Annotated in this window: 17 protein-coding genes; 6 read left to right on the top strand and 11 right to left on the bottom strand. The window is 56.3% G+C overall.

What is annotated here, in order from left to right:
* Positions 1-120 precede the first annotated feature (120 nt).
* Positions 121-819 (top strand): metallophosphoesterase family protein, encoded by a 699-nt coding sequence (locus QA596_02425; GenBank protein ID MDG5766306.1) that lies wholly within the window; start codon positions 121-123, stop codon positions 817-819.
* A gap of 147 nt (positions 820-966) precedes the next feature.
* Here QA596_02425 and QA596_02420 read toward each other — a convergent pair whose 3' ends face one another.
* From QA596_02420 to QA596_02405, 4 genes are all read right to left on the bottom strand, one after another.
* Positions 967-2,583 (bottom strand): LytS/YhcK type 5TM receptor domain-containing protein, encoded by a 1,617-nt coding sequence (locus QA596_02420; GenBank protein MDG5766305.1) that lies wholly within the window; start codon positions 2,581-2,583, stop codon positions 967-969.
* Positions 2,580-3,593 carry a hypothetical protein gene (locus QA596_02415; GenBank protein ID MDG5766304.1) on the bottom strand — a complete coding sequence of 338 codons (1,014 nt, stop codon included), beginning with the start codon at positions 3,591-3,593 and terminating at the stop codon, positions 2,580-2,582. The genes QA596_02420 and QA596_02415 overlap by 4 nt, the downstream gene beginning before the upstream one ends.
* A gap of 313 nt (positions 3,594-3,906) precedes the next feature.
* Positions 3,907-5,232, bottom strand: coding sequence for an outer membrane protein transport protein (locus QA596_02410; GenBank protein ID MDG5766303.1), 1,326 nt, complete (start codon positions 5,230-5,232; stop codon positions 3,907-3,909).
* A gap of 358 nt (positions 5,233-5,590) precedes the next feature.
* A complete protein-coding gene (locus QA596_02405; GenBank protein MDG5766302.1) occupies positions 5,591-6,346 on the bottom strand; it encodes a class I SAM-dependent methyltransferase in 756 nt (251 codons plus the stop codon).
* 255 nt (positions 6,347-6,601) lie between these two features.
* On the opposite strand from QA596_02405, the gene QA596_02400 reads away from it, so the two are divergent.
* The 3 genes from QA596_02400 to QA596_02390 all read left to right on the top strand — a co-directional run bounded on the left by QA596_02400 (position 6,602) and on the right by QA596_02390 (position 10,910).
* Positions 6,602-7,234, top strand: coding sequence for a Maf family protein (locus QA596_02400; protein ID MDG5766301.1), 633 nt, complete (start codon positions 6,602-6,604; stop codon positions 7,232-7,234).
* Between the two features lie 158 nt (positions 7,235-7,392).
* Positions 7,393-9,471, top strand: a complete 2,079-nt coding sequence (locus tag QA596_02395) for a tetratricopeptide repeat protein (GenBank protein MDG5766300.1) — start codon at positions 7,393-7,395, stop codon at positions 9,469-9,471.
* 29 nt (positions 9,472-9,500) lie between these two features.
* Positions 9,501-10,910: an asparagine synthetase B gene (locus QA596_02390; protein MDG5766299.1), complete on the top strand. Its 1,410-nt coding sequence runs from the start codon at positions 9,501-9,503 to the stop codon at positions 10,908-10,910.
* A gap of 100 nt (positions 10,911-11,010) precedes the next feature.
* On the opposite strand, the gene mazG is transcribed toward QA596_02390, so the two are convergent.
* Positions 11,011-11,787 (bottom strand): nucleoside triphosphate pyrophosphohydrolase, encoded by a 777-nt coding sequence (gene mazG / locus QA596_02385; GenBank protein ID MDG5766298.1) that lies wholly within the window; start codon positions 11,785-11,787, stop codon positions 11,011-11,013.
* Positions 11,788-11,797: 10 nt separating this feature from the next.
* Positions 11,798-12,115 (bottom strand): ribonuclease E inhibitor RraB, encoded by a 318-nt coding sequence (locus tag QA596_02380; protein ID MDG5766297.1) that lies wholly within the window; start codon positions 12,113-12,115, stop codon positions 11,798-11,800.
* A 619-nt stretch (positions 12,116-12,734) separates the two neighbouring features.
* Here QA596_02380 and QA596_02375 point away from each other — a divergent pair.
* Both QA596_02375 and QA596_02370 read left to right on the top strand, forming a co-directional pair.
* Positions 12,735-13,895: a citrate/2-methylcitrate synthase gene (locus QA596_02375; GenBank protein ID MDG5766296.1), complete on the top strand. Its 1,161-nt coding sequence runs from the start codon at positions 12,735-12,737 to the stop codon at positions 13,893-13,895.
* Positions 13,896-13,993: 98 nt separating this feature from the next.
* Complete coding sequence (locus QA596_02370; protein MDG5766295.1) at positions 13,994-15,469, top strand: GH3 auxin-responsive promoter family protein; 1,476 nt, start codon at positions 13,994-13,996, stop codon at positions 15,467-15,469.
* Between the two features lie 42 nt (positions 15,470-15,511).
* Here the strand turns inward: QA596_02370 and QA596_02365 are convergent, their stop codons facing one another.
* From QA596_02365 to QA596_02345, 5 genes are all read right to left on the bottom strand, one after another.
* On the bottom strand, positions 15,512-17,479 hold the full coding sequence (locus QA596_02365; GenBank protein ID MDG5766294.1) for a GDSL-type esterase/lipase family protein: 1,968 nt from the start codon (positions 17,477-17,479) through the stop codon (positions 15,512-15,514).
* A gap of 25 nt (positions 17,480-17,504) precedes the next feature.
* Positions 17,505-17,873 carry an SxtJ family membrane protein gene (locus QA596_02360; GenBank protein MDG5766293.1) on the bottom strand — a complete coding sequence of 123 codons (369 nt, stop codon included), beginning with the start codon at positions 17,871-17,873 and terminating at the stop codon, positions 17,505-17,507.
* A 20-nt stretch (positions 17,874-17,893) separates the two neighbouring features.
* Positions 17,894-18,043, bottom strand: coding sequence for a DUF5989 family protein (locus tag QA596_02355; protein ID MDG5766292.1), 150 nt, complete (start codon positions 18,041-18,043; stop codon positions 17,894-17,896).
* Positions 18,044-18,089: 46 nt separating this feature from the next.
* Complete coding sequence (locus QA596_02350; protein MDG5766291.1) at positions 18,090-20,000, bottom strand: carbamoyltransferase; 1,911 nt, start codon at positions 19,998-20,000, stop codon at positions 18,090-18,092.
* A 176-nt stretch (positions 20,001-20,176) separates the two neighbouring features.
* On the bottom strand, positions 20,177-23,395 hold a 3,219-nt coding region (locus QA596_02345), incomplete at its 5' end, for a T9SS type A sorting domain-containing protein (GenBank protein MDG5766290.1).

Below are 23,395 nucleotides of genomic sequence, written 5' to 3'. Positions count from 1 at the left end.
TTTGGCTTTGGCATTTGCCCGGCCATCCGCCATCCGAATTTTCCGAAGCTTTCCGGCGCCTCGAAAGCATCCGGAGCGCAGGTGCCGGCTTTTAGTTTTTACGATAATTATTTCCCAGGTATGCGCTTAGCCATATTATCCGACATCCACGCCAACCTCCCCGCTCTGGAAGCCTGCCTCAGAAAGCTGGATCAGCTGGAATATGACCGGGTAATCAGCCTGGGCGATCAGGTAGGCTACGGGCCGTATCCCAACGAGGTGATCAGTCTGCTGCGCGAACGGGAGATCCCGACGGTACTGGGAAATCATGATGCCGGCGCCGTGGAACGCATTCCGCTGACCATGTTCCGGGAACCCAACCACTCGCTGCTGACCTGGACCCGGGACCATCTCACTCCGGAAAACCGCGCCTGGCTTGCCGAGGCTCCCTGGACCCTGGAGGGCGATGACTGGATCGCCTCCCACGCCTCGCCGGTCGATCCGCAGCACTGGACCTATCTGGATTCGGCTCCCCGGTGCCGGGAAGTGCTCTCACGTATCCCCCATCGCTACTGCCTGGTGGGCCACACCCACATCCCGGCCGTTGTCGCCGAACAAATCGGGGTCTTTCGCGTGAAAACGGGGCACCGTTACGTGATTAATCCCGGCAGTGTGGGTCAGCCGCGGGATTACAGCCGCACCTCGTCGTTCGGCATCCTCGATACCGGCAACCACACGTGGGAAAGTTATCAGGCCACCTGGCCGGAAGAAGTGGCGCTCGAAGGGTTTGCCAAAACCGGCCTGGACGAGGCAACCGGCCGCCGGCTGCTGATGCTGTAAGAAGGGGAAATTGAGGCACCGAACCTCCGGGGCTCCTTAATTTACGAGGCTCCTCAATCTCCGGGGCTCAGGATCCGCGATTTCAAAAGCCGGCAACGGTCTCCGGTTGCGGGCCGGGTTCTTCAAACATCGCCTTTTCAGGCGGATTCAGAAAACCAGCGTCACTGTCAGTCCACGGCTCTGGCCCGTGTCCCGGCTATGATCTTCGACATCGCGGCCGCCGCCATCAGAACGGAACGCTATGCTGCCCCGAAGCTGGCGCGCCAGTCCGTGGATAATCGTGTAGCCGAACGAGGACGGGTCCCGCAAGGCGGCAAGATTGGCAACCCCGTGTCCGTCGTCCCGCACTTCCAGGCGGTACTCATCACCGACACGATGAAAACAGACCGAGATAACGCCTTCATCACGGCCGGCAAACGCGTGCTTGAACGCGTTGGTTACCAGTTCGTTCACCAGCAGGGTAAACGGGATGGATCGCGTCATATCCAGCAGAATCGGTTCCGCGTCAAGGTCCAGCCGGATACTTTGACGGCCCGTGACATAAGATCTTGAAAGCTGCTGCAACAGGCGCTGCAGCAATTCGCTCATGTCGATTTCCGCGTAATTGTCCTGCTCGTAAACTATTTCGTGCAACAGGGCCATGGACCGCACACGTGCCTCCGTATCGACCAGTACTTCAACAAGCTCCGGGTCGGACTGCCGATCGGATTGAAGCGTCAGCAAGCTGGATACGATCGCCATGTTGTTTTTTACACGGTGATGGATCTCGGACAGCAGCACGGTTTTCTCCCGCAGCGACCTCGCCAGCTCTTTCTGGGTTCGTTTCAACTCGGTGATGTTCCGCCCCACTCCGACCAGCCCGATAATCTCGCCGCCGCTTTTGCGGATCGGCGACAGGCGGGTCTGGAAAAACGCCTTCTCTTTGCCGACCGGTACAAACCACTCATATTCAATCACCTCACCCTTCAAGGCCAATCGGTATTTCTTCTCGTGATACTGTGCTGTATCCGGACCCAGAACATCCGACGCCGTTTTCCCCAGAAAATCTTCCGGTGTCATTCCCGACTTCTCGACCCATGAACCGAATACACCGGTATGCCGCATTTCGGTGTCCATGGTAAAGATCACATCGTCGGTCGATTCCACCAGCAGCCGGAACCGTTCCTCGCTTGCGGCGAGATCGTGCAATTGTTTCTTTTGCTGCTGCTGATCCTGCAGGATTCTGCCGATCAGCATGGTGATAATCGGGTAAACCACCATGATCGTCAGAATAACGTTGGTTATCACTTCCGAACGAATCTCGCCTGGCAACCCAAAAGAAGTCAGAAGCATCACCACATGCACCATCACTCCGAAAAGGAACAGCTCCCGTTTCTTTAATTCGCGAGAGTCTCTGCGTCTTCGGTAGGTATGAAAAGCCCATCCGATCAGGTAGGCGCTGATGATGGTGAGCAGCCCCATGGTGAGCCCCGCACCCCCCAGCGAAAACCGGAACACGCCCGCAGAAAGAGCGGTGATCAAACCGGCCAATGGTCCGAAGAACAGGGTTCCCAGGCTTACTACAATGGTTCGGCCGTCAAAAAAAATCCCCTCCTGAAAGGTGTAGGGAAAAGCCATGGCCACGATGGCGATCACACCGAAAAGCAACCCCTGAAGCAACGCTCCCTGCCTGGTCTGGCTGTCGAACCGGTCATCCAGAAACCCGGAAAACACGCAGAGCGCCACAAGCAGTGACAGGTTGTATATGATTTCGGGGATGATCACAGTATGTGCCTCATGTATGCGCCCGCACCCGAAGCCGTTGCCCTTCCAATGCCGGGGTGCTCCAGTACGGCCTCCGAACTGTATCTGCACAGGCGCCGGCCGGTTTCCAGAAGTTGGTTATGGGACACGGATACCCGGATGTCACCGTCGCGAAAACGGAACGCGTGGGCCGGCCAATGCAGGTAGCGATTGGGGCGACGGCGGTACATCGCTTCCGCGGAAAGGGTGTGAAGCAGCCGCCGGTTGTCCGGACTAACCAGCCAGGCATGGCACTCCTTCTCCTTCTTGCCTTTGCTCAAACTGTAAATCAGTGTGGCCTGGGGAAAATGAACCCGGCCCTGATACCATTCACGATACCTGCCCGCGGCGGGCCCCGACCGCAGATGGTGGTAGTGACAACCCGTTCCGTTAAACTGCATCTCACGCCGCACCAGTCCGTTGCGGGTCAAGCTTATACGGCACTGCAACGTGGCGCATGGCAGTGCCAGATTGCAGCAGTTGCCCTCTGCGGACTTCCCGTTGCCGTTGACCAGCAGCTTGTTGTTGGGATAGAGTCCGGCGAGGGTGACGATTCCCTTCAGTTCTTCCCCGCTCTTGCCGGCCATGTTGATGCGAATATCGAAAACCCCGTATTCACGGTTTCCGTGCTTTTGCCGTTGCTCGAAACGAAACGAGTTGCCGGCGATTTCGGCGGCGGGAGTCGACTCACTGAAGGTGGCTTCATCCGCATCATACCGGTTCAGGCAGCTGAAAACCCGTTTCCCCCGGTGATAAAGGACGATGCCTACGGCCGGTCTGTATCCAAGCTGTTCCGACGCCGAGTCGGCTAACTCCCCCCTGGTGCCGGGCTCGCCGAATCCATCGGACACAAACGGGTACCCGTCGTAAAACGTGATGGCCAGCCGATAGTCTCCCTCTTCGGAGATACCGTCAAAATACCACCATTCGAAACTTTGGGGCAGTGTTTTGGGGTGACGGGCGTCCTGATGGATGTCGGAAATAAACTTCATGGGAGGGGTAAAACATGGACGATAAGTAACCCGGTAAAAATATGGCGTTTCACCGGTAATTCAAATATTTATCGACCCGTACCCGTATTCCTGAAACCATTGACCGAAAAGCAGCTGCATGAACGCATGGCGGCATCATGTGCGGTCCCTCAATAAAAAAAGAGGAATGCGGACTCCGGACAAGAGTCTGCATTCCTCTTCATGGTACTGTTTCCTGACGCTCCGCTTTGGGTAACTATCCGGAGCCGATCACGGTTGCTGTCTCGCCAAGCGGCACTTCCGCCACCCGGCCAGGATGCCGCAATCGCGTATATCAGAAATTATAGTAGAACGAGAGGCCGGGAATCAGCGCGTTAGTCTGGAACTCGCCAACGGGCACTACAGCCGGAGTACCGGGCTGGTTCATATCCTCGAGAGTCTGCTCGCGGTAGCTGGACGTGATGAACAGCACCGAAGCATTCAGGCCCATCTGCGGGGTGAGCGCGACACTTGCGCCGGCGCTGAAACCGTAGCGGTCCACATCCGGGGTTTCCGGGGTGATGAAGCCTTCATCCACCGGCGACATATCGTAATAGGCGCCAAGCCGGAGCTGCAATACCTCGGTGGCATCCCATTCGCCGCCGACCCGGAAGATCCAGCGATCATTGAAATTTCGGGGCTCCTGGCTGTCCTGAACAGCGGGTGTGTTGATTCCGAAATCGAATGACAGATCTTCGTATTCGCTCCAGAAAGTGAGGTTGGCGTCAAGGCCGATCCGCACAACTTCGGAAGGACGGATACCGAGTCCGAGGCTCAGGACGGCCGGCAGCGGCAGGCTGGCGTCAAAGGTGTTCCCCGGAGGGAAAAGTTGTCCGGCGACAGCGGCCGGTACTTGCTGGGACTCAAGCGTGAAGTCGGCATCACCCTCTTCCAGCTCCATATCGACTTTTGAACGGTAGGATACACCGAAAGAGAGCATGTCGTTGTGCTCATAATAGAGGCCGGCGTTAAAGCCGAACGCGGTGGTGGAACCGTCCAGCTCCACATGAAGCGGAGCGTCCTGCGGCAGGTTGGGGTCCACGCCTCTCAGGTCAACTGTGGGGCGGCGCTGGAGGTTCACCGAACCGATGGCGAAAATGGGGCCGGCACCCACACTGAGCCGCTCGGTGAGGCTGTAGCTGAGGGTCGGCTGGATAAAGATGGTGAACATGGTGATTTCGGTGAGCATCCCGGCATAGAGCCAGTCGTTGTCCCAGCGAACGTTGTTGCCGTACGGGGTGTACACACCAAGGCCGGCACGCAGGTTTTCCAGCGGGGTTTCGTAGGCGGCGTAGATGCTGAACGGCGTGCGAATCCGGCTGTCGGTTTCCGCTTCATAGTCACCCTGAAGGACAGGGAACATTTGCGGGTTGGAGCGGAAAGTGGTGTTTATAAACGTGGCGTTGCTGCCGAGCAGGATACCGTTATGGTCCAGCGCGGCGAGTCCGCCGGGATTCATACTGATCGTAGCCAGATCAAGCGGCATCCCCGTTCCGACATAGGCCATACCCACCTGGCGCTGCCCGGACAGGTTCAGTTGATACCCACCGGCCCAGGCCGTTTTAACTCCCATACATGCTGTCAAAAGCATGATCGCAATTACCGTGACAAAGTTTTTCATGTGCTTGATTTTTTTATGGTTTAACTATGCCTGACGACACAGCCCGAACGCATGTACCGGTCCCCGGAGCGTATTGTTTTCCATGGATGGATTACGAGCTGCATCCTTATTGATTCTGCCGGCGGCTTCACAGGACAAAAGACCGATTCAGGACAGTTTGAAATTATTTGAATGATACAAGGCTAAAAGGCGTGCAAACGGCACATGTTCTCCGTTTTCCTTGCCCCCACTTCACAAAAACCCCGGCGCGGCCCAATGCAAACCCCTGCATTATCCGTCCGGCTTACCTTGCAAACTGTCCTAATTTAAAAGTTTGCCGGTGATATGCCAATTATTTTCTAAGCGCTTTTTTGGACGGTTATCCATCGCCGGTTGACACCTGTATGCGTTTGCGAATCAGATGCATACCGTCTCTGACCGGCAGCAGCACATTCTCCACGCGCGGATCTGCCGCAATGATCCGGTTGAGGCGGTCTATGGCGGCGGCCTTGCGGTCAACCGATCCCGTGAAAACCTCCCGGGCGATGGCTCCGGCACCGGCTTTCTCTCCTCCGCCCCCCTCCCACACCTTTCCCCCCCAGAAAGCGTTGTCAACCACCAGCATGCCGCCGGGCCGCAACAGGGGAATCAACCGCTCGTAATAGTCGGGGTATGCCTCCTTGTCGGCATCCAGAAATATGAAATCGAAGGGGTGCTCTTTGAGTTCCGCTTCTTCGCTGAGGGTAGCCAGGGCCGGGCCTCGCAACAACCGGATTTCCGCCTTTCCTCCCTCCTCCCGGTAGCGCCGGAAAAAGCGTTCGGCAATGGCCGCGTACTTGTCATTGGACTCGCAAGTAAACAGGAGCCCGTCTGGCGGAAGCGCCATGGCCATCTGCAGGGTGGCGTAGCCGGTGAACGTACCGATTTCCAGGGCTCGCCGGGCATTGCAGGCACCAGCGAGCAGATGAAGCAACGTCCCGGCGAGGGGTCCGCTGAGCATGTCGTCGTACCGGAGCTCCCGCGCCGTGGCTTCGCGAAGCTCGCGCAACAGATCCGTTTCGGCCATGGTCATCTCCAGGGCATAGCTTTCGGCACGTTCATGAAAAGATCGGGACGCTGAATTCGGTTGGTTCACGATGAGGCACCTTTTGGTTACTTGAAGACAGACCGGGCAGATGTCGTTTCGCCGGGTTGCCGGCGATCCGTGCTTTCCGGCGAAACTTGCTGAGCGGAGTGCCGTGCTGACCGGTGATCCGTATTGACCGGCGTGCCGGAGCGGACAACAGTCGCCGGCTGTTTTTTTTATCTTTACGATCAAAATACGTGAATTATTCGTATCATTTGCCCTTTGACCGAAGAAATCCCCCGTATCCAAACCGTAATCAAATCCATGCCCGTTCAGATCATACTGGCTTCGTCCAGTCCGCGCAGACGGCTGCTTCTCCGCCAGATCGGTGTAACTTTTGAAGTGGTCCCCGCCGCATTCGAGGAGTCGGTTACGCCCGATACCGATCCCGAGACGGTTGTGGAAGAGCTCGCGCTCGCCAAGGCGCGCATGGTGGCGGAAAAACGGTTCGCACACCGATCCGCGCTCGTTATCGGGGCCGACACGCTGGTTGTCCGGGATCGCGAGATACTCGGGAAACCGGAAGACGCGGGCCATGCCGCTGCGATGTTGCGCTCTCTCAGCGGCCGGACCCACCAGGTGTTCACCGGCGTGGCGCTCATCCTCACCGGTGAAGGGCGACAGCCTAAGCAACGCGTCTTCCACGAACGCACCGATGTTACCTTCGGAACGCTCTCCGACGATGAAATCCGTGCCTACATCGAAAGCGGCAGCCCCATGGACAAGGCCGGTGCCTACGGCATACAGGATGACCTCGGCGCGCTGTTCGTGAAGGGAATCAACGGCGATTATTATAATGTTGTGGGATTTCCCCTGTTTCGATTTTACCGGGAGGTCAATAAGCTGGCCCCCGGTGTCGTTACTCCTTTCGGACAGCCCGCCACCGGCGCTTCCTGAGCGCCGGCCTGTTCCTCCGCCCGGTGCCCTGAGGCCTTCCGCCGTAAGCGGACCCGCCGGGCTGAAGCGACCATTGTGCCGCGACCTTTTTTTTGCCGACAACATCTTTCTTAATGTCCACTGAAACCAACATGAGCCCGATCAGATCCGCCGCAGTCATGAACGTTCCGCAACCGGACTCCCGCCGGCCGGCGGATACCTCTTCCGTGGTCAGTGATAACGGGATCGTTTCCGGCAGCACCTCGTTGCGCCTGCCGGGCTATCTTCTGGCGGTGATCCTCATTGCGGCATCCCTGTTCATCCCTCCGGGACTCCAGGCACAGAACCCCGACGAGTACGCACTGGGCAACCGGCTGCTCAACGCCGGGGAATATGAAGAGGCGTATGAAGTTTTCAAACAGCTTCTGGAAGATAATCCCCGCTCCTACGCGGTGTACGACCGGGCCGTCAGCGCGCTGGTCAGCTTGCAACGATATGATGAGGCGCTTGAAATCACCCAACGGCGCCTTGACCGGTACTCCAGCGACATCAACACGCGGGTTCGGTTCGGTGAAATTCTCCATTACGCGGACCGTTCCGAAGAGGCTTACGCCGCCTGGCAGAGTGTGTTGGATGACCATGCCGAAAACCTGCACGCATACCGGAGGGTGGCGTCTATACTGAATGAGCGTCGTGAATACGAAAGAGCCATCGATGTCTATGAACAGGCACGACAACAGCTTGGTGAGCCTTCGCTGTTCACGCACGAAATCGCGTCAAACCACCTCTCCGTGCGCAATTTCGAGGAGGCCATGCGGGAGTATCTGGATCTGCTTGGCAACGACCCTTCCAGCATGAGCAGAATCCAGCGTCAGCTGCTCAATTACGATGAGCGTGCGCTTTATGACACCGCGATCATGCTTGCCGGGGAACGGGCGGAAAGGCAGTCACCCGGCAGTGAACCGGATGTGGCATACCGCAACTTCCTGGTGTGGCTGAATATGGAGCGCGGCCTCTACCGCCGGGCTTACGCTGCGGCACAGGCCCTCGAACGCCGCGGCGAGAATGAGCAGCATATTCTTTTCCAGACGGGCCGCCGCCTGCGCACCCAGCAGCAGTTCGAATGGGCCGAACAGGCCTTTACCTATTATCTCGACCTGGAGAATCACCCGCTGCAGGCACGCAGCTTTGAGGAGCTTTCAAGCACCTACCGGGCGTGGGCCGATCATCTGATCGACACCAACCGCGATTTCGGCGGCGCGGCCGATTCCCTGTACCGCAAGGCGTTCGACACCATTGAACGGCTCACCGAACGTTTCCCGCGCTATGACCGGATCATCCAGACCCTGATGATGCAGGCCGAACTGGCCCTGGATCATCTCAAGGATCCGGAACGCGCCGAAACCTATCACGCCAAAATGGAGCAAATCGCCCGCACCAGTGACGAAAAGGCTGCGATGGCGTATGTCGAGGGACGAATTCTGCTCTTCCGGGGTGAGTTTTCGCTGGCGCGGGTGGCACTGACCCGGAGTACCCGCATCGGCGGCAGCGGCAACCTCTCGGAGAAAAGCCGCTACTACCTCGGCCTGGGCGATTTCTATAACGGCGATTTCACCTACGCCCGGCTGCAACTGCGCTCGCTGGAGCGCGAGAATCACTCGTTTTTCGCCAACAACGCGCTGCGCCTCCGCCACATGATTCAGACCGCCTACGTCGAAAATGATCCGGGACAGGATATGCACCGGGAACTGCGCCGCTATTCGGAAGCCCGGTACCGCTACGATACCGGGGACTACACGGGTGCCGCCTCCCTGCTGGCACCGGCCATGGGCGAACCGTCATCGGCACCGGTACACGGTGAGAGCATTTTGCTGCTTACCCGCAGCCTTCGCCAGATTCATCCGGAAACGGCCTTTCTTGTGATTGACCGGCATACGCGCCGCCCATCGTCCCGGCAGAATCCCGGTGAACGCCTGCTCTGGGAGCGCGCTCGTCTGGCGGAACTCCTGTTTGAACAGAGGGAGCGCAGTGACGGCGAACTTGCCTCCTCGGGAGGCATCCCCCCGGAAGAGCTTCTGGAAACGCTGTTCGGTTCCGAGATTCCGCTGTTTGACGGAACGGGACTGGCCACGGCAACCCTGTCGCCCGACACGCTTGTGGACTACTACGAGGAGCTGCTGATGCACTATCCCGACGGCTATTTCGCGGATTTTGCCAGAGAGCGGATTCGCAGACTGGAGCAGGACGCCTTGTCATGAGTTGCAAAACCTGAATCAATTTGAGATCTATGACTTCATTGACCTTCATCCCCGTTTCCGCCGCAACAGCGACCGGCGACCGCTCCGGTGTCCGCTCCCCGCGTGCCCGGAGAAAATTGTTTGCATTGCTGATGCTGTTGCCGGCGCTGCTGCTGTTCATGGCGGCCTCCGTCCAGGTCCAGGCGCAGTCCGGCTGGGTGCTCATTCCCATGGACGACAGCCAGCGCAACCATCTGAAGGCCTACGGTGTCATCTACCAGCATCTGGAGGACGGGCATAACGGAAAATGGCTCCTGAACTATCGCGGCGGAAGCTTCCTGGCTCCGCGAAGCGACAACATCATCCGCCGAAGCCGGGTGCGCGGCGTTTCGATCGAGGAGATTTCCGCCGGGCGTGCAAACAGCATCATCGAGGAGGTGGAGCGCCCCAATGTGAACATGTCGGTGGTTGAGCTCGAGGAAGCCCCGCGAATCGCGGTCTACACCCCCGACCACACCCTGCCCTGGGACGATGCCGTGACCCTTGCGCTCACCTACGCCGAAGTGCCCTACGAAACCCTGTACAACGAAGAAATTCTGGACGGGGCGCTTGATGAGTTCGACTGGCTGCATCTCCACCATGAAGACTTCACCGGGCAGCACGGCAAGTTCTGGGCCGTGTACCGCAATCAGCCCTGGTATATCCGGCAGGTTCGCGACCTGGAGGAGATGGCAACCAATCTCGGGTTTTCAAAGGTAGCCGATATGAAGCTGGCCGTGGTGCTCACCATCAAAGATTATATCCGCGAGGGCGGATTCCTGTTTGCCATGTGCTCGGGCGCAGATACGTTTGATATCGCCCTGGCCGCAGCGGAAACCGACATCGTACCCGTTGAACTGGACGGCCGTCCCGCCGATCCGGATGCCAACGAGAAGCTGGACTTCTCCCGGACCCTGGCCTTTGAAAACTTTGAGGTCACTCTGGATCCCGCCGAGTACCGGCACGCGAATATCGATATTCCGAATGTCCAGGAACGCATGGCACAGGTGGATGAAGAGATGGATTATTTCACCCTGTTCAATTTTTCGGCGAAATGGGATCCCGTGCCCACGATGCTCACCCAGAATCACGTAAGCAGCATCAAGGGGTTCTACGGCCAGACTACGGCGTTCCGCAAGGAGACCATCAAAAGCAATGTGGTGGTGCTGGCCGAGGCGCCCGGCCGCAATGAGATCAAGTACATCCACGGAAACCTGGGGGAAGGCTTTTTTACGTTTTACGGCGGACACGATCCCGAGGATTATACGCATCGGGTGGGCGACCCGCCGACCGAGCTGGACCTGTTCCCCAACAGTCCCGGTTACCGGCTGATTCTCAACAACATCCTCTTCCCCGCCGCCCAGAAACAGGAGATGCAGACGCACCTGCTTCGGGAAGTGATCCGGCGGAATTACCCCTGAACCGGGACGGCAGCAATGGCAACAGCATCCCCGGGACCGGCCTCACCGGGGGCAGACATTGCGGAAGCGATAACACCGGCGCCGGGGTATGAGCCGCGTCCTACAGCGACTTGGCTTCTTCCCAGATTTTATCCATCTCTTCGAGGGGGGTATCCTTGATATTCCTCCCTTCTTCGCTGAGCACTTTTTCGATATGCTGAAACCGGTATTTGAACTTCCGGTTGGTCAGGCGCAGACAGTCTTCGACGTTCAGGCCGGCCAGCCTGCCGACGTTCACCAGGGAGAAAAGCAGGTCGCCGAACTCCCCGGCTTTCTCCTCTTCGTTGCCGGATTCGGCCGCCTGACGAAACTCTTCGATCTCCTCGATGAGTTTGGGCCAGGCCTGCTGCCAGGTGTTCCAGTCGAAACCGACGGCCGCGGCCTTGTCCTGCATCCGTTGCGCCTTGATGAGCGCAGGCAGGGTATCGGGCACTCCCTGGAGTACCGAGGAACGTTCGGCCTCCTTCATTTTAAGATCCTCCCAGTTGCGCACGACCGTTTCGGAATCCCCGGCAACGGTATCGGAAAACACGTGGGGATGGCGCCGGATCAGTTTCTCCTGGATGCCGTAAATGACTTCGCCGATATCGAACCGGCCGGCCTCTCTCGCTATCTCGGTATGGAAGACGACGTGAAGGAGAAGGTCACCGAGCTCTTTGCGAAGCTCGGCGGGGTCGTCGTTGTCGATCGCTTCGATCGCTTCATAAATTTCTTCGACCATCAGGTCCTTTATGGATTCATGGGTCTGTTTGCGGTCCCATGGACACTCCTTCCGGAGTATCGCCATTATCTCAACAAGGTCGTTAAAACTGCGGGTTGGTGTTCGTTTTTCAGCCATGCATTGCGGTTCAGTACGGTGAGTCCAACTCCCACCGTTTGAACGTGCCACCGTAGAACTCCGATAAATCTGACAGATAATCACACAAATCACTGATGGTCTGGTGATCCGGGGTGGCAACGGCATGCGCAAGGCAAATCCAGCAGGAGCCGGTTGGTATAACATTTACTTCCCAGTGTTCCTTCTGCAACCGGGCAGCCATGTAATATGCGGAACTTTCATCATTGATTTCAATGTAAAAAACAATCGGCCGTTCGACACCGACCGACTTCGCCTTCACATAGCCGGATAACCGTGCGCTTTCTGATTCTGAATTGATCTTCCCCATGGTAGTATTCTCGGTTCCATACTGAGTGCGTATTTGCTAACGATTGAGAAATAAATTACAAATACTCTTTCTTCACACAAAATTTATATTTTTTTAGTAAAGCGCTTCCAGGATTATTTCAACTCCCTCAACCCGCTGAACGTCATTTTCTTAAGATTCTGATTTCGCGGCACCTGCACGCTCTTCGGCGAGCGCTGCAGGACGTCCCTTTCAGGAGAAAAAAGTCAAAATTATCTTTTTTTAATGTGACCATCCGGCCGAAATCGGGGAACAAGTGATGTTTATTACCGCTTTTATCCGTATAATCGTGTTAATAAAGTCACTCCAGCAGAACGCATTATCGGGACGGATGAATCGGAACCGCATCCTGATGGGGAGTGAAATCGGTGAAGCGGAACGCAGGCGGCAGACAGCGGCGTTTAACGGGATGTAGATATCATTGACTGATGATTTTTTTGGGTTAATCACTCACATATAATTTGCGTATTGAAACTTCACCAGGAAGCCGAAAGTTTAAAATGCGGTTCGGCCGATCAATCACAATCGGATCGTTTTATCCCGGAATCAGTTTTATCACACTGTCGTCATCATAACCAACAAGTGAAACAAGGAGTATTCTATGACCAGCAAAAATCTTGAAAACATTGACAGCGAAAAGTATCCTCACCTGAACAGGGGGCTGGAGGGGATTGTCGCTTTTACCTCTACCAAGAGCGCTATTAACGGCGAAGAGGGGGAGTTGATTTATGCAGGCTACAATATTGACACACTGGCTGAGAACGCCACATTTGAAGAGGTCGCCTTTCTGCTCTGGAACGACAGGCTGCCTTCACAGGAAGAGCTGGATGATCTTAACAAAAAGCTGATTGCCGAGCGGGATCTCCCGCAGCCGGTCATAGACTATCTGAACAGCACGAACAAGGAAGCGGAGCCGATGTCCGTACTGCGCACCGCCGTATCGATGCTGGCCGATTTTGATGAGGAAATCCTGTCCAGTGACCCTGACGCCAACCAGCGCATGGCCATCCGTATGACCGCAAAGATGCCGGCCGTTGTAGCGGGATTCCATCGTGCCAGGGAAGGCAAAGAGATTCTCGCTCCCCTGAAGGAGGGCAGCACCGCCCACAATTTCCTATACATGCTTAATGGAGAACGCCCGGGTGAGAGCGCCGAGAAGATGATGGACATCTGCCTGACCATCCATGCCGAGCACGGAATGAACGCATCCACGTTTGTCGCTCGCGCCATCTGTTCGACACAGTCCGACATCTACTCCGCGGTTACCGGCGCCATCGGATCGCTCAAAGGCCCCCTCCACGGAGGCGCGAACACCGCCGTTATGAACATGCTGCTTAAACTGGACCGTGACGCCGACGTCGAGGCCTTTATCAGGGATCGCCTGGCCGCCAAAGAGAAAGTCATGGGCTTCGGCCACCGGGTCTACCGCACCATCGATCCCCGCGCCAAGCACCTCAAAAGATTTTCAAAGCAGTTGGCCGAAGAAACCGATACCCTCTATCTGTACGAGTGGTCGGAAACCATCCAGAATGTGATGAAGAGTGAGAAAGGCATCGACCCGAATGTGGATTTCTTCTCGGCTACCGTTTACTATTCGATGGGGATTAAGCCTGACCTCTATACCGCCATCTTTGGCATGAGCAGGGTGACCGGCTGGACCGCTCACTTCCTGGAGCAAATGGCCAACAACCGGCTGATACGTCCGCGCCAGCTTTATCTGGGGGATAAGAACCTGCCCTGGACGCCAATAGCCGAACGTTAATTTTCTATCTGTTTCACCATAATTGCACTAATGAGTCAGGCCGGGAAACGGTGCGTCACCCTGTTTCACCAGCCTGACTTGTTTTATTTCATCAGCGTATGTCCAGATCTGTTGAAGCGGCCCAGAAGAAAGTATTGTCCCACATGCTCCGGAAAGGCGCACGCACGGAATACGGCAAACGATTCGGCTTTTCTTCCATGAAAGGCTTTGAAGAGTATTCTCAGCAAGTACCGCTCAGTACGTACGATGATGTCGAGCCCTACATTGAACGCCTGAAAAACGGGGAGCAAAACCTGCTGTGGCCGGCCAGGATCCAGAATTTCGCCGTCTCTGCCGGAACCACCGGCAAAGGGAAGCACATCCCGCTGAGCGAAGACCGATTGCGCAGCGACCAGCGGTTCATGCGCAAGGTGATCATCTCCTACTTTCGCCAGAAACCCAACTTTCTTCATTTTTTCCTGGGAAGCCATGTAAGCCTTCCCGGCAATATTGAGCGGTTGGAACCGAGGTCTAACATCCGTATCGGGGAAATCAGCGCGTACCTTGCCAAATTGTCGCCGGGCTGGCTCTCGATGTTCCAGGTCCGCTCACCCCGCACCATGATCCAGGAGGAGTGGACAGAAAAGTTTGACCGTACCCTGGAAAAGGCGGTTAAAGCCGACATCCGCAAAATTGTGGCGATCCCCTCCTGGGCCCTGCGCTTTTTTCAACGGGCCCTGGAGATCACCGGCAAGCAGTATATCCGTGAAATCTGGCCCAACCTGCGACTGCTTATCTGCGGCGGCGAAGCGCTGAATACCTATCGCCCCCATTTCAACAAGCTGCTTGACGGGCTGAACATGGACTATATCGAAAATTACGGCGCTTCCGAATCCTATTTTGCTTTCAGTGACGACCTGAAACGCACCGACCTCCGGCTGATCGTTGACAACGGCGTGTTTTACGAGTGGATCCCCAATCCCAAGGAACACAAGGACGACCTGGCGCGTCAAAAAACGGTACCGACCTGGGAGGTCGAGAAGGGAGTCCCCTACTCGCTTGTCGTGAGCAGCAACTCCGGACTCTGGCGCTATATGATCAACGATGTGATCGAGTTTACCGACCTCGACCAGCCCCGGATTCAGGTGGTAGGCCGGGTTTCGGAAATTTTTGACCGGTTCGGAGAGGCCGTTGAATCCCACGAGGCGCAAAAAGCCCTGGAAAAGACGGCGGAGCAGGCCGGAGCCGAATTCTCCGTGTTTACCATGGGCGGCCTTATCGATGATGACATCGGCGCCCCGCGCCATTTCTGGTTTGTGCAGTGGGTGCGTAAACCAGATGATATCGCCTCTTTCACGAAACAACTGGATGAAAACCTGGGGGAACTCAACCGCCACTACAAAAACCGCCGCACCAGCATGGGAATCCACCCTCCGGTGATATTCAACCTCTCCAAGGATGCTCTTCACGAGTGGAGAGAAACCCATCAGGCGCTGCATGCGCAGACCAAAATGCCGCGCATCCTCGACGATGAGGAGCAGATTCTCCATATGGCCTCCCTGTGCCGCCGGTATCAGGAGGCCGAATCCCTGTAGCGGCGTATTTGCCGGTTTTTCGCTTTCACCCGGCCCGTCTCGTTACGGCTCCTGCCCGTTTGCGGACCGCGCCGACGCTTGCCGTTCCGCTCGCACCGACATAATATGGCTCAGGTGGCCGCGCCATTGCTCCAGATTTGGAAATTGGGGGTTGATGGCTGCCAGCTGATCGGCCAGCTCCACCGCCCTGTCGAATTGTTCGGCAGCGGCATGCGCTACCGAGGCGCGATACAGACTTGCATGGTCGGAGCGATCCCTGCGCCAGGCCTCTTCCAGCAGCTCCGCTCCCCGCCGGCTGTTCCCGCGGGTCGCCTCAACCCAGCCAAGCGTACGGACAGCATAATGGGACGGGCGGATACGATACGCCTCCTCCAGAAAGTCGGCGGCTTCATCGAGCAGCTCCGCTTCCACCGCCATACGCGCGGCAAGTTCATATGGATCGGCTTCATAGGGAACCACCCGGATGATTCCGCGCATTTCGTCGAGGGCGTCGTTGTGCCTGCCGTTATCCAAATGCCATTGGGCCATCTCCGTTTTTGCCTGATGCCACTCCATCTCCTCCCGCACATGACGGAATGCCAGCTGGTCTGCGAAATTCTCCGGGACATAATTAGCCGGATATCCGGCCGGATCCACCGTATCCACAAACGGCCAGCTGTGGGTGAGCATCAGAACCCGGTGCCGCACGATATTCTCGTCCAGCTCGGTGTGATACATGGCACGCCGGTAATGGTCGGCTGTTCCGAGGCGGCTGCGGTCGGGCCGGAGTCCGGGCAGCCCTGCTTTCAGCAGTTGTTCGACAAAGATTTCGGCCATCAGGGCGTATCCTTCGCGGTTCGGATGCAGGTGCTCCAGCATCAGATCGAATCCGATGATTCCGTTCTCCGCATGTTCGCTCATCCGCTCCTTCATCGGAACATACCGGGCACCGTGGCGGTCGGCCTGCCGGCGAACGATATCGTTGAAAGCGGCCGGGGCACGGAACCGGAGCGCGTCCAGATCACGGGCATGGCGGTACGCTTCAAGCGCCTCGCCGTACCGGCCTTCGTCATACGCTTCCCCGGCACCGGCAAACACCTCCGCGGCCGGCGGATGTCCTTCGGCTCCGACCGAATAAAAAGGCGGATGGTCTTTCAGGTTACTGACCAGACTGGAGAGGAAAACCGGGATATCCCGCTTCCCGAAGGTGCTCAGGATGGCGTCGAGGTTGCCGGCATATTGCCGTTTGCCCGCCTCGAACAGGCGGCTGTCCAGGGGGATGGCATGACGCTGTGCCATGCGCTGCATCAGGGTACCGTGCTCTTCGTCACTCTCGCCGGAAAGCCGGCCGGCCTGACCCGATACCCATCCCATCGCGTCCCGGAGCATGAGAAAGGTCCGGTACCGGTAGAGACGGAGGTTGAAACGTACGAATCCGGGAAAACGCCCGATGTTTTCCGCCGACGCGATGCCGAGCGCGCCGTAAAATTCATTCTGACCCGAGTATATGAAGATGGCGTCGGGCTCGTGTCTGATGATTTCACGGGCCTGATCGTACAACGTGTAGGTGTTGGTAGCCGTAATGCCGAGATTGACGACCTCCACATGGCGACCGGGAAGCACATCCTCGAGCATATCCTGGATCACCAGTGGAAAACCGCCATTAAAACCGTACGGAAACCCCTCGGTGGTCGATGCTCCCAGAACAAAGACGCGAAACCCGTTGTCCGGCTTCTCGGCCAGAAAGACACTGCCCCTGCCGGCGGTGAACGTGGTTGTCCGGTGAAAAAACTTCTCGTGATAGTGGGGATTAAGCTGCACGTACCGGCCCTGGTGCCGATCCGGTTTGATAAACAGACCGGTTTCGCCGCCGTACCCGGCCAAACGCAGAGATCCCTCAAGGATGCCGAAAAAAAGAAGCGGAATGCAGATGGTAACGAGGGTAAACGCCACTTTCTTCCCGCGCGTCAACGTTTTGCGCTCTGCCCGCTTTCCACCCTGCTTTTTCTTGTGATGTTCTTTTTTTGCCATCGGTTAGCCTATATCGGCCGTGGCCTCACCACGGGTTTATGAAGTCTTCTTTGCCGAATGTTTTCTCCACCCGACGGAACATGCTGTCCGCTCTGTTGTCAAGAACAACCGGCGGCTCTTTCCGGAAAAGGCGTGCCAGCAATGCCACAGGCAGCAGCACCAGATAGAAGACAAGTGTCAGGATGATGTTGGGAACGACATACCCCAGCAGCCGGGCCAGGAGCATCCAGCCCCGGTGGATGAGTCCGGCAAGGTATTTGGAAAACAGGCCCGCCACACCGACGGCAACGGCCGCAAGTACGGTCCACTGCCAGCCTGTGATGAGGTAAATCACCAGAAACCCGATGGTAATGGTGTGTACCGTTCGCTGCGAGTCCGGAGTTTTGGGGTTCATATGGAGTCCGGTCAGGTTTCCTAAAAAATGGAATAGATAAACGGCGCGATCGGACTGTTGCCCCCGAACACGATCAGCAGGCCCAGCAACAGAATGACAATGATGATCGGAGCCAGCCAGAATTTCTTCCGCTCCTTCATGAAGTACCACAGATCCGATATATATTCCATATTCCCTTCTTTAAACGTTTATTGTTGTAATTTTTGCAAACAGCACCTAATCCGGCGCATAGGCTCTGCGCCATTTTTCACGGTTGGCGTGATCGGGTTGTTCCGTTTTGTACATCAGGAAGTTGCCGATTACGAGCAGGTCCATGTCGGTGCCCATGAAACAGCGCCAGGCATCCTCCGGAGTGCAGACGATCGGCTCTCCCCTTACATTGAAACTGGTATTGACCAGCAGCGCGCAACCGGTAAGTTTTTTGAATGACCGCAGCAGGGCGGCAAATCGCGGATTGGTCTCTTCGTGGACGGTCTGAATGCGGGCGGAGAAATCCACATGTGTGATGGCCTGCAGATTGCTTCGGGGATGGTAGAGCTTCTCGTTGAGCGGCTTTTGGTGATAATCGTCCGGTACCGGGATCCGGTGCTGCTCCCTGACAGGCGCGGTGAACAGCATGTAGGGGGAATCCGCAGAAAGATCAAAATACTCACCGGCATCCTCCGCCGGTACCGAGGGGGCGAACGGCCGGAACCCTTCCCGGAATTTGATTTTCAGATTCAGCTTTTTCTGCATTTCGGGGTTGCGGGCGTCGGCGAGTATGCTTCGGTTGCCCAGGGCCCGCGGACCGTATTCCATCCGTCCCTGGAACCATCCCGCCACCTTTCCGTCGGCCAGATCCCGCGCCACGAGATCCGCCAGCTCGTCGAAGTCGGCTACATGCCGGTAAACCGCCTTTGCATGACGCAGCATGCGGATGATCTCCTTGTCGGAGAACGATGGACCCAAATACGCGCCGGCCATGGTGTCCCGGTGTCTGCCTTGCTGCTCTGTTTTGGATCCGGTGGAGTTGCGGGCTTGCTTATCAGATGTCAGGGGGATGTCGTAGTAGAGATGAGCTGCAGCCAGGGCCGCGCCAAGCGCCCCTCCCGCATCGCCGGAGCACGGCTGGATGAAGACCTCCTCAAAAACGCGCTCCCGGAGCAGCAGTCCGTTGGCCACACAGTTGAGGGCGACTCCGCCCGCCATGCAGAGGCGGGTCTCGCCGGTGAGCTTTCGGGCCTCACGGGCCATTTTAAGCACAATCTCTTCGGTCACTTTCTGGATGGCCAGAGCCAGGTTGCAGTGGTGCTGCAGAATCTCGTGGTCGGGTTCCCGGCGTGGAAAGCCGAACAGTTGTTCCCATTTGCGATCCCTGACCATACGGAGTCCGGTAGCGTAGGAAAAATAGTTCTGGTTCATCCAGAGGGAGCCGTCCGGCTTGATGGCTGTCAGCCGGCCGGTGATGACATCCATAAACTCGCGAACCTGCGCTGATTCCGGATCGCCGTAGGGTGCCAGTCCCATGAGTTTGTATTCGCCGGAATTGACACGAAACCCCAGATAGTAGGTAAACGCGCTGTAGAGCAGACCGACGCTGTGCGGGAACTCCAGCTCCCGGAGGAAGGTGATTTGGCGGCCGTCGCCGATCCCGATAGCGGCGGTGGCCCATTCGCCGACGCCGTCGATGGTCAGAATGGCGGCCCGGGGGTACGGTGACGGATAAAACGCGCTTGCGGCATGGGAGAGGTGGTGTTCGGTAAAACGCAGGTTCAGCCGTTTCAGGTCATACGGCCCGATTTCCCGGAGTCCGTCATACACCATCTTTTTGAGGAACATTTTTTCACGGAGCCAGAGGGGAATAGCCTTGAGAAAAGAAACGAGTCCGCGCGGGGCGAAGGCGTAATAGGTTTCCAGCAGGCGTTCGAATTTGAGCAGCGGCTTGTCGTAAAAAACGACGGCGTCCAGCTCATCGATGGTCAGCCCTCCCTCCTCCAGGCAGTAGCGGATGGCGTTTACAGGAAACTCCGCGGTGTGTTTGGACCTGGTGAAGCGCTCCTCCTGCGCGGCGGCCACAATAGCGCTGCCGGATACCAGCGCTGCCGCCGAATCGTGATAAAACGCCGATATGCCCAGGATTTTTTTCATGCTGTCTGTTCGTGATCCCCATCCGGTAAAAAAATGTTATAAGATGGTAATATAACAGATCGCCGGGCAAACTTGCATTACATACTTTTACAGTACCGTCCGTTTGATGTGCTTTTTTGCGGATTTGTGCGCCTGAGCTACCGGTATATTAAGCAAGACCTATCGGAAAAACTTCCTTAGTTGATGAGCATCATTTGTCCGGTCAGGATTTCCGGACCTGCAACCAGCCGGTAGATATAAACCCCGCTGGCCAGGCCGCTTCCATCAAATGAAACCGAATACCATCCATTTTGATGAACCCCGTTGGCAAGTGTCCGCACATGCCGACCCAGGATATCAAATACTTCCAGCCGTACATCGGTCTCTTCCACAACTGAATAGCGGATAGTCGTTGACGGGTTGAACGGATTGGGATAATTCTGTTTCAAAACAATTTCCCCTGGTGCCATGCGGTCCATCACATCCATGATTGCCGCTTCGTCACCGACATAAACGTGATAGGTGGAGTGCCTCTCTTTTACCTTCCAGCCAGCTGTTTCGCCGGACCCCATCAATACAAACCGGTCGTCAGCAGGGTCATGAATAAGGATCACTGCCTGGTTGCCGATACCACGGAACCGGGCCTTCCACTCAATCCCGGTGCCCCGAGGAGCTTTCACTTCCAGCAGGAATTTTTCCCCGGTGGGCTTATAGGCAGCTGATCTGCTCCGGAGCAGAAGCTCCTGGCTTCCGGAGAATTCCAACCCGCTCTGCCCGGATATCTCCTGGGAAGACATCGCATACCTCTCTTGATCAGCCGTTTTGCCCGGGCTCATATCATCCATATCAGCAGCATTTCCTGATACCAGCGCCAGGCCGTATCTCGTCATATCAAGCGGTGGATAGGGAACATCCTGATGCCCGGATCCGAAATTCAGACGCACTGCTTTGGAAAAAGGCGAACGGTCATCGGCCTCAGCAAAAAGGGCCTGCAGCTCCATGTTTGCGCCTTCGCCGGAATACTCTGATAGTTGCTCTGCAGCGGTCTTTTGCCCGGGATCTGTGAACCGCCTTCGGGCCGTAGTAACAAAAGGCACCTTCAGGCTGTCCAATTGCCACTCCGGATCGTTATAAAAATAGAACCCTTCGAAAGCCTGGAGGCTGTCGCGCTTTTCAAACGTCCGGGAATATCCGTAAAGCGGCGCGTTAAGATCGTTATATGCCATCATCTCCATCCAGGATACAGCCGAAGTAAACGGGTTGGTGATAATATTCCAGCCGGATTGAACTTCAATGGCAAAAGCATCATCCCTGTCCGTCCGGGCAGGAACCGGCTTAAGTTCGACGCGCACTGAATCTTCATGATGGATCCAGTGCCCTCTTCCTGGCCTGAAGCAGAATCGATTGCTTTCCTGATCAAATGGAACCAGGAACCCGGCATCGCCTCCCGTCTCCATGAATGCAGACCAATGACCGCTCTGCTCCTTGCCAAAAATATCATCCAGGAAAAGTATCTGACTGCCCGGCAAGCCAATCAGGTTGTAATAGCCCCATTCTCCATTTTCAGATTCTCCCGGAACAAATTGGAAGGTGACCGCCACCTTCTCTTCGGCCGGATCGGGCCGTGTCGTAAACCTGCGGATTTCACTCCAGTCACTGTGGGTCAACCGGTCGGCCAGGCGTACCTGCCAGTAGTAGTCGGTATCGGCTTGCAAGCTGTCTGGTTCGAAATGTGTAGCCTGAATTTGATAAACCTGGATTTGCTCCCGCAAGTGTGGATCTGATCCCAGACGAAGTTCAAATTTTGAGTCAGGATGTGCTGTTTCCCAGGACAGCTGCGGAGCGATACTGATCAAAGTTGCGTTTTGTGCGGGAAACAGAAGCTCCGGTATATCGGCTTTGGTAACAAAGACGCCCGGCACCGACCAGCTGCCGTTTCCAGCTTCGTTCTCCCCACGTACGCGCCACTGGTATTTGGCATAGGACTCAAGTATGTCCTCCAGAGGAACAGAGGTCGCGGCTATGCCGTGCGCAACAAAGAGCGGATGGTCAAAGTCGTCGTTTTCGGTGATCTCAACCCGGTACCTGTTGGCGCGTGCTGTCTCCTTCCATTTCAGCTCCGGATCTGTTTGCACAGCGCCGGCAGAATCTTCAGGCGCGATCAGTATCACCTGCGCGGGTTTTTCTCGCAAGGTTGCGAAGGAGCGGGTCTCGGACCATGCTCCGGTGACTCCATGGTTGTTTCCGCGAACCCGCCAGTACCACGTCTGATCGTGACCGAGATGATCTTCCATGGAAAATTCTGGCCCTGGAATGTTCTCAATGGTTATAACCTGGTCCTCTGACCGGAAATCCGGGTTCTTTGCCAGCTGCAGTTCATAGGTTTCCGCATGGTCTTCATGCTGCCAGCTGAACCGGGGCTGCAATCGTTGCCTCGAAGCTCCATCTTCAGGCAACAGCAAAGTGATTTTCGCTGGTGGCTTGCTGTAGAGGACTGTAAACGCTACGGATGACTCGTTGGGGTTGTTTACATGGTCATGCGCAGCGCCTTCAGGAACCGTAAGGCGAACCGGTCCGTCTTCAGCAGGAACTACCGTTACGAAATACTCGGTATCCCCGTCCGCACCTTCAAATCCGGATATTTTTGCATTATCGATGAGGATATCGCCTTTATCGAATCCAAATACCGGTCTGCAAAAAACGAGTGTCACCTGAAACTGGCGCGCGGTAGTCTGCCCATTTTCAATATCAGGAGAAAAGCCCGTGACGGTCAGCGGACGGCCGTCATATGTTATGGTGAATTCATCAGCCCCTGCATAGGTATTACCGGCCTTGTCAACAACGAGTCCGTCTGAAAAACTGATTTTGACAGGTACCTGTTCCAGTAAAAGATGTTCGGGGATTTCTACCGGTAGATGCAGTGTATCGCCATGCAGCTCCAGTTTCTCCGGGTCTGCAATCTCTTCCGGAGTGATGGAGAGAGCGGACGGATCTGCGTCCTGAACTTTTTCGCTGAATGCAATTGCAATTGTGAAGGCGGATTTGCCGGTGAATGAGGATGTTTCCGGAATTGTGCCGGTAATGGCCGGTGGCGTGTTGTCAATGAGATACTGCCCGCTGGAAGCGGGGGCCTTCAGGGCCAGTCCTCTTGAATCCGCAAATGCCCGGGTGCCAATTTCAATGCCCAGTTCACCGTCGTTAGCGATATTTGTGACCGTAATTGTATGGATTGAGCCCAGGTTTTCTCCATCGGAGACGGTTACGGTACTGTCGGTTGTCACTGTGCCACCGGTCTTGATGGCTACAGTAGAGAGATCTTCAACCCGTACAGGCTGGCTGAAGGTGATTTTAAAATCTACGGACGCTGCATTGGTGAGTGTATCATCTGCCATGGTGATGTTTACGACTTCAGCCTG

The organism is Balneolales bacterium ANBcel1, assembly GCA_029688905.1.
Taxonomy (GTDB): Bacteria; Bacteroidota; Rhodothermia; order Balneolales; family Natronogracilivirgulaceae; genus SLLW01.
Note: the sequence above shows the minus strand (reverse complement) of the source record. Positions and strands in the feature narration are given on the sequence as shown.

Excerpts from the sequence above, each read along its gene's own strand:
- QA596_02425 (MDG5766306.1), top strand. The coding sequence starts at position 121 with ATGCGCTTAGCCATATTATCCGACATCCACGCCAACCTCCCCGCTCTG.
- QA596_02415 (MDG5766304.1), bottom strand. The coding sequence starts at position 3,593 with ATGAAGTTTATTTCCGACATCCATCAGGACGCCCGTCACCCCAAAACA.
- QA596_02410 (MDG5766303.1), bottom strand. The coding sequence starts at position 5,232 with ATGAAAAACTTTGTCACGGTAATTGCGATCATGCTTTTGACAGCATGT.
- QA596_02400 (MDG5766301.1), top strand. The coding sequence starts at position 6,602 with ATGCCCGTTCAGATCATACTGGCTTCGTCCAGTCCGCGCAGACGGCTG.
- QA596_02395 (MDG5766300.1), top strand. The coding sequence starts at position 7,393 with ATGAACGTTCCGCAACCGGACTCCCGCCGGCCGGCGGATACCTCTTCC.
- QA596_02390 (MDG5766299.1), top strand. The coding sequence starts at position 9,501 with ATGACTTCATTGACCTTCATCCCCGTTTCCGCCGCAACAGCGACCGGC.
- mazG (MDG5766298.1), bottom strand. The coding sequence starts at position 11,787 with ATGGCTGAAAAACGAACACCAACCCGCAGTTTTAACGACCTTGTTGAG.
- QA596_02380 (MDG5766297.1), bottom strand. The coding sequence starts at position 12,115 with ATGGGGAAGATCAATTCAGAATCAGAAAGCGCACGGTTATCCGGCTAT.
- QA596_02375 (MDG5766296.1), top strand. The coding sequence starts at position 12,735 with ATGACCAGCAAAAATCTTGAAAACATTGACAGCGAAAAGTATCCTCAC.
- QA596_02370 (MDG5766295.1), top strand. The coding sequence starts at position 13,994 with ATGTCCAGATCTGTTGAAGCGGCCCAGAAGAAAGTATTGTCCCACATG.
- QA596_02365 (MDG5766294.1), bottom strand. The coding sequence starts at position 17,479 with ATGGCAAAAAAAGAACATCACAAGAAAAAGCAGGGTGGAAAGCGGGCA.
- QA596_02360 (MDG5766293.1), bottom strand. The coding sequence starts at position 17,873 with ATGAACCCCAAAACTCCGGACTCGCAGCGAACGGTACACACCATTACC.
- QA596_02355 (MDG5766292.1), bottom strand. The coding sequence starts at position 18,043 with ATGGAATATATATCGGATCTGTGGTACTTCATGAAGGAGCGGAAGAAA.
- QA596_02350 (MDG5766291.1), bottom strand. The coding sequence starts at position 20,000 with ATGAAAAAAATCCTGGGCATATCGGCGTTTTATCACGATTCGGCGGCA.